The sequence below is a fragment of the Wolbachia endosymbiont of Drosophila barbarae genome, from assembly GCF_044752445.1.
Lineage (GTDB): Bacteria > Pseudomonadota > Alphaproteobacteria > Rickettsiales > Anaplasmataceae > Wolbachia > Wolbachia pipientis.
The window spans coordinates 1-11,044 of the sequence record NZ_JBIXJM010000142.1 but is presented as its reverse complement, the minus strand read 5'-3'; the positions used below and the strand labels follow the sequence as shown (position 1 = coordinate 11,044).

Genomic DNA, 11,044 nt, shown 5'->3' with positions numbered 1-11,044 from the left:
CTGCAGATTGGCGAAAGCAAATACAATAGCTTCAGTTTCATGATAAGGGGGCTAGCGGAGTTTGTCAAGGAATTCTTATTAAAACTAAAGAGCTCAAATGAAAGGAGGTAAACTCTAAAGTATACATTTAGTAGCGCTTTCTATGAGAGAAAGCGTATTACCTATTCCGTAAAGCTTTATGAAAGATCCCATTCTTGGACCGGTTTTTTGGCCAAGTAACGTTTCATATAATAGCTGAAACCAGTCACGTAAGTTGGTGTAATCATATTTTTTTCCAATAGAAAATACCTGAGATTGAATTTCTTCAGCAGTAGCAGTTGTAGATAGAGAATGTAAAGTGTCCTTCAAATCTAGTAACGCTGCTTTTTCTTTTTCATTTGGAGTTTTATATGATTTTGTTGGCTTGATAAAATCGTGATAATACTTTACTGCGAAGTCTGAAAGTCTATCAAGCATTTTATTATTTTCTGGTGTAACGTTTGGTGCATAAGAGGATATAAAACCCCATAGGATCTCTTTGTTTTCAGCATTACAAGCTGCTGCTAGGTTTAAAAGTAGTGAGAAATTTATGCCTGAAGTTTCTATACTGGGAACATTGCCCTGGTGAATGTGCCAAGCAGGATTATTTATATCCTTTTCTTTGTTCTCATGATAACGCTTTACAAATTCTAAATATTCATCAGTTGATTTTGGTATCACATCAAAATATAAACGTTTAGCTTTTTTAGGACTCTGAAAAATGTACAATGCTAAGCTCTCTGTTGGTGCGTAAGTTAGCCACTCTTCAATTGAAATGCCGTTTCCTTTTGATTTTGATATTTTCTTTCCTTCTTTATCAAGGAAAAGCTCGTAGCAAAACAGAAGTGGTGGCTTTTCTCCAAGTATTTCACATATTTGACTTGAAAGCACAGCAGATGGAGTTAAATCTTTTCCGTGAGCTTCGTAATTTACTCCAAATGCGGCCCACCTCATTCCCCAATCAGGTTTCCATTGCAGTTTACATTTTCCTTTTGTTACCGGAACTTCTATTTTTTCCCCGTTTGGGTCTTCATACGTGATTGTTCCTTTATCTGTATTTGTTTCAATTACTGGAACTTGTAAAACTTGAGAAGTTTTTGGGCATATTGGCAAGAATGGACTATAAGTCTGCTGCCTTTCTTCCCGAAATGATGGAAGCATTACGTCCATCACTTTATCATAATTTTTCAGCAGTAGTAAAAGTTTTTCATCGTAAACGCCAGATTTATAACACTCTGTTGCACTCCTGAACTCGTATTCAAATTCAAACAAATCAAGAAATTTACACAACAATGAATTCATGTGATGACCATAACTCTGATGAGTGCCAAATGGATCAGGTATCATAGTCAATGGTTTATTTAAGTGCTCTCTTAGCATCTCTTGATTTGGCACATTATCTGGTATTTTTCGCAAACCATCCATATCATCTGACACTGCAATGATTTTGGTTTTTATACCAGGAGCTATTTTTTTTAATGCATTTACAACAACTGTAGTGCGGAAAACCTCTCCAAAGGTTCCTATGTGGGGTAAACCAGAGGGTCCATAACCAGTTTCAAATATTATTTCTTTTTTATTAGGAAACTCTTGCAATATTTTTTCTGCTTCTTTAAATGGCCAACTTGTCATTATCGAGATTAAATAATGTATCTTAACTTAAAGTGCTACTAGTTTCAATGGATTTTTAATATAATGATATAGTATTAGTGTTAGAGCTATTATTAGAAGGTTAAAGATATGTCCACAGGTAGTATACAAACAGATCAATTATTTAAAGGTCTTACAAGACCTGCAATGCTCTTTGGTGTGAGTTATATGTTTGCAATATTAAACGTCCTGATTTGCATGCTAATTTTCATTAATTCAAATGATTTAAGAGTGATTCTCTTAATGTTACCAGGTATACATGGACTTGGTTATATAGCTTCTGCAAAAGAACCGTTGTTTATTGAATTATTTATGGTAAAATTGGAAAAGTGCTCGAAATGTTTAAATCGTTTTTACCATGGAGCCAATTCTTATGATATTGCTTAACGTTGTGTGATGCTGAGGTTTAGGGCTATTCAATCAAAGAATAAATCTACTCTGAACAGGGAAGTTCACGCTGCTGAATTTATTCCTTATTCTTGCTATTGGAATAGCACAACCTTGATGACAAAAGAAAATTGGTTGGTTAAGGTTATAAAATTAAGTGGTTTTGCATTTGAAACTGCCGATGACGAGGATTTAGTCATACAGAACAACATCAGGAATCAGATGCTAAGAAGCATTTCATCTCCGGCATTTAGTTTGTATTTTCATACTATCAGACGTAAGAAAAATATTTTTTCTGATGAATTTGCAAGTCAAGGTTTGCCGAATTTTTTCGCTAATCACGTAAATCTAAAATGGAGAGAAAAACACGCAACAAGGCAATCATTTATTAATGACCTATACATTACGATTATCCGTAGAGCGGACACAAAAGGAGTAGAATTTTTGTCACATCTACTAAAAAAATTCGGACATGTAACTTCAAAACATGCTTGGGAAAGTGATATACGTGCCACGTATGAAGATTTAGAGGAAACGACAAATCGTGTAGTGACAAGCCTTAGAAATTATTCGCCTAAAATTCTTGGAGTAAAAGAAACTCCAGATGGTTTGTTCTGCGAAATAATGGGGTTTCTATCTAGAATCGTAAATTGTGGCTTCGTTACAAATACGCTTTTTCCGCTAAGAACTGAAATATCAAGATACTTACCAGTACATAGGTTATTCTTTGGCCGTAAGATGATACAGGTTGTGACTCATAATGAGAGTAAATATGCTGGAATAATTAGTATCAAAGAATATGGAAATCATACTTCTGCAGGAATGCTTGATTCGTTTTTACAACTTCCTTACGAGTTTATAATTACGCAATCTTTTCAATTTATAAACAGGCAAATGGCGATTGGAAAAATGCAGATACAGCAAAATCGAATGATACAGTCTGCAGATAAAGCTATTTCTCAAATAGCAGAAATTTCTCAAGCGCTTGATGACGCAATGAGTGGTAAGATTGCGTTTGGTCAACATCACCTGACTATTTTATGTATAGAAAAAAGTCCTAAATCATTGGATAACGCTCTGTCGTTGGTAGAATCAGAGCTTTCTAATTGCGGTGTTTACCCTATACGTGAGAGAGTTAACCTTGAACCAGCATTTTGGGCGCAAATTCCTGGTAATTTCGATTATATAGTGAGAAAAGCTACAATAAGTAGTCTTAATTTGGCTGGATTTGCATCTCAACATAATTATCCTACTGGTAATAAATTCAATAACCACTGGGGAGATGCCGTTACAGTTTTTGACACGACATCTGGTACTCCATTTTTTTTCAACTTTCATATAAGGGATGTTGGACACACTATGATAATTGGCCCAACTGGTGCTGGTAAAACTGTTTTAATGAATTTCCTGTGTGCCCAAGCGATGAAGTTTTCTCCAAGGATATTCCTTTTTGATAAAGATCGCGGTGCAGAGATTTTCTTAAGAGCACTTAGTGGTATCTATACTGTAATAGAACCAAGAACTAAAACAAATTTTAATCCTTTACAACTTGATGATACCTCTGATAATAGAACATTTTTAATGGAGTGGATAAAGTCTTTAATTTCGGTATATAATGATAAATTTACTTCAGAAGATATTGCACGAATTAATGATGCAATTGAAGGAAATTTTAAATTAAGAAAAGAAGACAGATTCTTGAGAAACCTCGTACCGTTTTTAGGGCTTGCAGGTCCTGATACTCTAGCTGGGGCAATATCTATGTGGCATGATAATGGTTCTCATGCTGCAATATTTGACAATAAAGAAGATTTGCTAGATTTTTCACGAGCAAGAGTATTTGGTTTTGAGATGGCTAGCTTGCTCAAAGATCCTGTTGCTCTTGGACCGGTCTTGATTTATTTATTTCATAGGATTAGTATATCTCTTGATGGCACTCCATCTATTATCGTTCTTGATGAGGCATGGGCGTTAATAGATAATCCAGTTTTTGCACCCAAGATAAAAGACTGGTTGAAGGTACTGAGAAAACTAAATGCTTTTGTGATTTTTGCTACTCAGAGTGTTGAGGATGCAAGTAAAAGTACTATTAGCGATACGCTTGTACAACAAACAGCGACACAGATTTTTTTACCAAATCTGAAAGCTACTAGTGTCTATCGGGATGTTTTTATGTTAACTGAACGTGAATATATATTAATTAAGCACACAGATCCGAGTACTAGATTCTTTTTGGTGAAACAAGGAGTCAATGCTGTAGTAGCTAGAATAGACTTAAAAGGCCTGGATGATATAATCAACGTATTATCCGGACGTGCAGAAAGTGTTCTATTGTTACACGATATATTAAATGAAGTTGGGGACAACCCAAAAGTATGGTTGCCTATATTTTATCAGAAGGTAAAAAATGTTTAAGACTAAGCTGTCATTGCTATTAATTGCGATATTTTTACTAAATATAGACTTTTTACTCTCATATCCAGTGCTTGCAGATGGAGTAAGTGGTACTGACAAGACAGAATTTGTTAGCAGATTTAATTCCACTGGCAGTTTTAGTCGTGCCTCTAATCCTGATTGTGGAGCGTTTAAAACAGCTGCAGCACTTGCTGGAATAGCGATTGCTGTTGGCGCAATATTTACTGGCATTGTTTTGATCGTTTCTTCTGCTGGTTTGTTTACCGCTCTTGTTATTGTTGGAATGATAGCTGCAATTGTTGGAGTCTGGAAAGCGATAGGAGGGCTTGTTGTTTGTGAACATAGTTTTGTTAAACACCCAGTTGCACGTGATCATGATGGAAAATACAAAAATTTTAAATTAGAAGACACAGGTTATAGTGGCTGCACCAATGAAAATTACCAAACAGAAGAGGAATATTTTTCTTGTTTGCAAAATAAAGCTCGGAAAGACGTGAACAAAAAAGATTATGACGGGAAAAGAGCAGAAAAAGAAGCCTTAAATTCTAACGTTCAGGAGAGTACAGAGAGTTATTACTGGCCAAAAAATGGTGTGCAATACAGTGAATATATAGAAGTATGTCATCGAAACCCTTTAACTTTTGGTAATCTTTTTAATAAGGTAGACTTTAATTCCAGAGGAAAACCTGGATACATAGACTTTGATGTCAGGGAGAAAGACACTGGATACGTAGATGGGTCATGGTCCTCGAAGGTTGATGGTGGTCTGGAATGTAGAGTTCTCAAAGCAGGACAGAGCGAACCCATACATGGAGCTACATTCAAAGCAGTGAGAAAAACGGGCAGATTATGTGTGGAGTTAGCCAGTGTTAGCATGCTTGGTATCGAAATGACTCCTTGGCCGCAAGGGGTTGATATGGGGTGCACGGAATTGCCACCTGACCCACTTGCTCCTATGTGTGAAAAATCTGTGATGATATTCAAAAATAAAGATGGTACAGGAGAGGAAAAAGTTCCTATTGGTAATAATGATGACTATAAAACTATTATCAGATCTAAAGAAAAAAGACTCAACGGACAAGGGGGGAAAATTTTTGTAGGTTATGATAATGCTGGCTGTTTTAGCTCGTATGTTTCTGAAGCTTGTTATAACCAGGCAGGGAGTAAATCATTAGCTCCTATTCCCGTAACTTCTATGATAGTGCAATGCATTAAGGAATCGTTAGATAATTTAGTTGCAGGTAAAGGTGCACCAAATGGTGAGAGTTTTATATCTGTAGCACAGAAAAGGCTGAAAAACACTGTAACTGCTGTTTTAGTTTTAGCTTTAATACTGTTCTCTATAAAAGCCATGTCTGGTGGAGTTCAGAGGCCTCAAGAAATGTATATGTTGATCATAAAATTCGCTTTAGTGATTTACTTCACAACAGGCAGTACCATGTCTCATTATTATGGAGAATTAACTCGTCTCTCAAATGGTTTGTCAGAGATAGTGCTAAAAGCATCATCTGAAAGTAAAGGCATATGTAATTATAAAGCAGGTACAGATTATGAATATACTCGTGCAGGAAAGAGGGTATCTTACAGTTATCTTGCACCTTGGGATAGGCTTGATTGTAGAATTTTATTTTATTTAGGTGCCCCTTTAGATGGAATTGGTGGCAAAATTGGTACTGGAGGTGTTGCAACGTTAGCAGTCTTGCTTGGTGCTGCTCCTGTCTTATTAGTTGCAGGTTCGGTAATCGGTATTATTTTTGCTGGTGGACAAATTTTAGTAGCTCTTGTCTGTATATTTATGGCCGTTCTGATGATGATGGTTATTTTGTGGCTGTGCTATGTATTTATTTTATCTCTAGTTGCTTTAAGTGTAATCATCATTTTATCACCTTTGTTCATTCCTATGGTTTTATTCCAACACACCAAAGGATATTTTGAAGGCTGGGTGAAGGAGTTGATTACCTATAGCTTATACCCGGTTATCCTTTTTGCGTTTTTGTCCTTTATGTTCATAGCATGTGATAAAATCTATTTTAAAAATTTAAATTTTGAACTGGACGAGTCATATAAAAATGAACAACCGGACAAGTCATATGAAAAGAAACAAGCAGAAATCTCATATAGTAAGAAAAAACAGTGGTTTAAATTGAAAGATGGGGAATGTGATAAAAATGAAACTACTCTTGCATGTATGATGCAAAATTATAGCTTTAAAAAGAGCAGCATACTTGGTCTATTCGACTTTACATACATGGAGTTTGGCAGCTCTCTCATCGGAGAATTATTAAAATTGTGTTTAGTATTATTCCTCTTTTACCACTTTTTAAACATTCTTCCTGGCATGGCTGCTGAACTTGCTGGTAACCATAGAGCAGCACTTGGCTCAGGTCAGACACCTGGACAAATGGTGGGCAAAGCTTTATCTGCTGCCAAAGCTGCTGCTGGGGATGTTGCTGGAGTTGCTGGTGCTGCTGCTAAGAAGTTGAGTGGTGGAGACAAGAGTAAATCTCGAGGTTCTGGTTCTAGTAGCTCCGAGAGTGTTAACAAAAGCACTGAATGAGTTGGATTTATGCTAAAATTTTTGCTGATAATACCGTTTTTTTTTCTGTCAGGCTGCGGGGAACATCACTGTATTAAGCCAGAAAATTTATCAGGTTTGCGTGAAAAACTAGATATAGTGTCAACAGAGCAGAAATGGGTTGATTCTGGTGTTAATATCTCAGATAGAATAAGAGTAACAGAGATTGATATAGTGCCTAGTAAGGTTAATTTTTGTCCTAAGCAGTATGCAGATTTTGCAATTGGGCCTGGGAGAAATGACGTTGCATTACCATTTGCACTTAAAAAAGGCGATACGATAAGCTTTAGTGTGATTGGAAGTAAAGTGTGTAAAGATAAAGAGAGTGAGACAAAAATCAGGTATTTGAAAATCGACGAAAAGTGTAGCGAGCAAGAAACGGAACATTTTGCACATGTTTTAAATCAAGAGAAATGCCAAGGTAGCAAGGATGGGATATGTCCTAATAAATATATAATAGGCGATGCGCAATGGTTGAGTGGAAGAGAGTACTGGGATTCAGATTTTTCGAAGTTAGATCAAGATGAAAGAAAAAAGGAAATTGAAAATATTATTAACTCTATAAAACAAGGAGAGAATATAGATTGCAGCAAGCTTTCAGAGAGCAGTGCAAGTAAGATAGATACGCACATTTTAAATTCACTCTGTAGACGTATATGTAAATTTTCTTCTGGTCGTAGAGGCGAGGATTGCGTGTATATTGAATATAATAATATAGAAATTGAGCTATTCAATGCTTTAAATTCTAGTGGTGAATCTGTTGTTGCTGAAATTATTAGTAAAATACTAAAAGAAAAACAGGTAAAAACTGACATTACACTTTTGAAAGTTCACATGGATGGTGAAGATTTTGAACACATTCCAACAGGTGGCATATGTACTAACTGTGATTATAAGATAGAAAAATACCATCGAACACCAAGTTTAACTTTTAGTTTATGTAGTAGAAATGACGAGCACTGCTACAATAGAAATGACAAAGGTGGTTTCAACATAAGAGTAACGAAGAACCATAGTCTGGAAAATAGCTTGTATATAAGTGTTTCCGATAAATTCCCTGAGCATAAGCCTGGTGAAAATCAAGCGGATATATCTGTATATATCAGCAAAGTTCATGACATGGAAAACTTGAAAGGAAAATTAAAAGACAAAACAGGCACCATATATTATGGAATAAGAGACCATGGCTGCGATTACAAAAATGAAGGTCAGTTTAGTATTAACCTAACAACTAAAGAGCCACCTACAAAAACTTTTAGTGCAATATATAATTTCTTTGATGAAAAAGTGAAAACTGCATTTTTCGGCTCTAATTATAAAGACCCTAACGCAATTCACTCTGATACTAGTCCTGTAAAGTCTCTTTACGAAAGTTTTATAAAATCAAGCAGAACAAATACCATTAGATCTACTATAATATCACTATTAGTACTATATATAATCTTATATACTCTTTATTACTTTTTTGGATTAACTCATATTTCTATATATGAGTTTTTAATTATATGCGTAAAGATAGGAATCATCGCCCAGCTATTGCAGGATAATAGCTGGGACTTTTTTTATAACAACGCATTCTCTATATTTATTAACACTCCAAAACAACTAATAGAAATAGCAAATTTTAGAGGCACTACTTCAAATGTTTTTGAGTTTCTTGATTTGCCGCTCAATAGGTTCTTGTCATCGCATTCAGTATTGTTAATAGTATCTCTTATATTTTCTGGCCCTTTGGGCATTGTATCTTTTTGCTTGGTGATTTGGGGTTTAATCACAGTGAGCTTATCTATTTTTAATGCCTTATTTTCTTTTATTACATCTATAGCAATAGTTGCGTTATTACTTTCTTTAGCACCTATTTTTATTATTTGTCTTTTATTTGCGTATACTAGGCAGATGTTTCAAAACTGGGTTAAAAATTTAGCAAGATTTGCAATTCATCCAGTGGTCCTTTTAATTTTTATATCACTGATAAGTCAGGTTATGGATTATATTGCGTATTCAGTATTTGATTTTGAGGTCTGCTCTACATGTATACTTAATATTAACCTAAAGATTTTTAACCCTTGTATTTTTTATGGTTATGCTTCCAAATATACACCTAATATTACCGCTATGATGGCTTTTGTTATTTTGGGACACGCTATGAAAGCTTTAGTTGAAGCTTCTTCGGCAATATCTGACTCGTTGTTTGGTGCTTATGTAGCAAGCGAACCTGGAAGACAGTATCAACAAAGCTTAATGGGAACAGTAGGGTTAGATGAACAAAGTGTTCAAAGAAGAGAAAGAGGAGATGCCTCTCAACATTCAGGTACGTCAAGACCTCAAATACTACAAGGGACTCAAAGGTCAACGCCTCAGATACCACAACCAGGAAGACAGCAATGATAAGTAAAAGATCACTATTATTGATACTGTGTCTTGCAATCACTGGTTGTAATATGGATTGTGTCGAGCCTGGGTTGCAGAGCAAAAACACCAGCGTTAATGTGGATGTTCCAGTTCGTAAAGCCGATAAAATTCATTGGGTTGATTCTGGTCAGGTAATTAGTCAGGGTGAGAAAATCAAATTCACCCTCGATGGATCAGTAAATTTTTGCCCTTTTAAAGAAGACAAAAATCCAAGGAAAGTACTTGTGCCAGCTAGCTTTTGTGCTGATGGCTCAGAACCAAATTATAGTAAGGCTGCGGATATTAATAGTGTACCTAACAATTATGGTGTTAATGAAAGTAAAAACGAACTATGTGGTGGCAAAGGATTTGGCAGCAATAGACGTTATGTGGACACTGGAATTAAAGTAAATCCTGGTGACAAGTTAAGCTTCAGCTTAGTTCCCAGAAAAATAACAATTGATTACGACAATCCAGAAGGGAAAGGCATCAATTTTGATGACAATTGTTATAAAGCTGTAGAAAATGATCGTAAGGAAACTGTATATAAGAAAGCTACAGTGAGTGAAGTACATCAGGGGGGAGAGTTTTTTTGTGATGGTAAAGATGGTACAAAAAATAAAATACAATTTTTACCTCTTGATAAAACAAAAGCAAAGGAAAGCAAAGTGCTAGTTGGCAATGGGTATACCCCATATGATAATAAGGTGCATTTTAATAAAGGTTATATTCAAGACAACGAACAATGGGTATATGGTTCACTACTTGATTTACGCCGCGCTAAAATAGGATTGAACGAGTTATGTGATGGAAAAAACTGTAGTCTTGATGAGAGAAAAAAGTACTCCTCCTATGAGCTTAACTGTTACCATCAAAATATATGCTATACTGAGAAGGGTATATGGAACTATGGTTTAGGTCAAGCAGGAGAACGGAACTGTGTCTCCTCTATAAGGTATAAGAAGTACGATAAAGGAAATAAATGTGATATGTATTCTGATCTAGAAAAAATGGAAGGGAATGTTAAAGCAGGTAGTTTTACTGAAGATGATAAATCTTGGGCTGAGGCTCTTGTTGCAAAAATTGGTGATCCTGATGATAAAAATACCGCTAAAGGTATTCAATGTCTTCCAAAGAAAGAGGGTGCAAAAGGGGATAATATGTGTTCGCAAATTGGCGATAACAATAAATTCGAGGATTTTTCTCTGGAATTGAACAATGATTATCCAGTAAATGACGAGGTAACGCCCGGTAGTAGTGTGATGCTCGCTATCGCAGATTATGGTCATTATTACTATAATAGAGGAGGGTACCATGTTAAAGTGACTAGATCATGTGAATATATTAATGGCGAAAAATTATATGTATATTTAGGTGATGAGCCACCTAAAGATTTGCATGGTGTGGGAACTAATGATTTTAAAGTGGTAGGAGTGAGAGAAAGAGTAAACGGAAAAGATGAGTACACCATATTAGATGTAATAAGCGGAGAACACTTTCAGAACAAAGAATCTAAGAAGATATATTTCGGCATCAATGTAAGCAACGTAGAGAGAGATGACATTACAGATAAAAATGGCAAATATTATGAAAATAATAAGTACACAG

The 11,044-nt window shown here is 35.5% G+C and carries 5 protein-coding genes and 1 pseudogene; 5 read left to right on the top strand and 1 reads right to left on the bottom strand.

Annotated features, from left to right (window positions below; genetic code table 11):
* Positions 1–114: 114 nt before the first annotated feature.
* Positions 115–1,650 carry a lysine--tRNA ligase gene (locus ACIPNH_RS02400; protein ID WP_400771509.1) on the bottom strand — a complete coding sequence of 512 codons (1,536 nt, stop codon included), beginning with the start codon at positions 1,648–1,650 and terminating at the stop codon, positions 115–117.
* A 108-nt stretch (positions 1,651–1,758) separates the two neighbouring features.
* On the opposite strand from ACIPNH_RS02400, the gene ACIPNH_RS02395 reads away from it, so the two are divergent.
* The 5 genes and pseudogenes from ACIPNH_RS02395 to ACIPNH_RS02375 form a co-directional block, all read left to right on the top strand.
* The gene (locus tag ACIPNH_RS02395) at positions 1,759–2,055 is read left to right on the top strand and encodes a type IV secretion system protein VirB3 (protein ID WP_038199158.1); all 297 of its coding nucleotides are present in this window, start codon (positions 1,759–1,761) and stop codon (positions 2,053–2,055) included.
* Between the two features lie 9 nt (positions 2,056–2,064).
* Positions 2,065–4,470 carry a VirB4 family type IV secretion/conjugal transfer ATPase gene (locus tag ACIPNH_RS02390; RefSeq protein WP_400771512.1) on the top strand — a complete coding sequence of 802 codons (2,406 nt, stop codon included), beginning with the start codon at positions 2,065–2,067 and terminating at the stop codon, positions 4,468–4,470.
* Positions 4,463–7,027 (top strand): TrbL/VirB6 family protein, encoded by a 2,565-nt coding sequence (locus ACIPNH_RS02385; RefSeq protein ID WP_400771504.1) that lies wholly within the window; start codon positions 4,463–4,465, stop codon positions 7,025–7,027. Before ACIPNH_RS02390 ends, ACIPNH_RS02385 begins: the two co-directional genes overlap by 8 nt.
* A 9-nt stretch (positions 7,028–7,036) precedes the next feature.
* Entirely contained in the window at positions 7,037–9,433 is a 2,397-nt protein-coding gene (locus tag ACIPNH_RS02380; protein ID WP_400771499.1) for a TrbL/VirB6 family protein, read from the top strand.
* Positions 9,430–11,044: pseudogene (locus ACIPNH_RS02375) on the top strand (type IV secretion system protein); the annotation flags it as partial. The gene ACIPNH_RS02380 and the pseudogene ACIPNH_RS02375, both read left to right, overlap by 4 nt.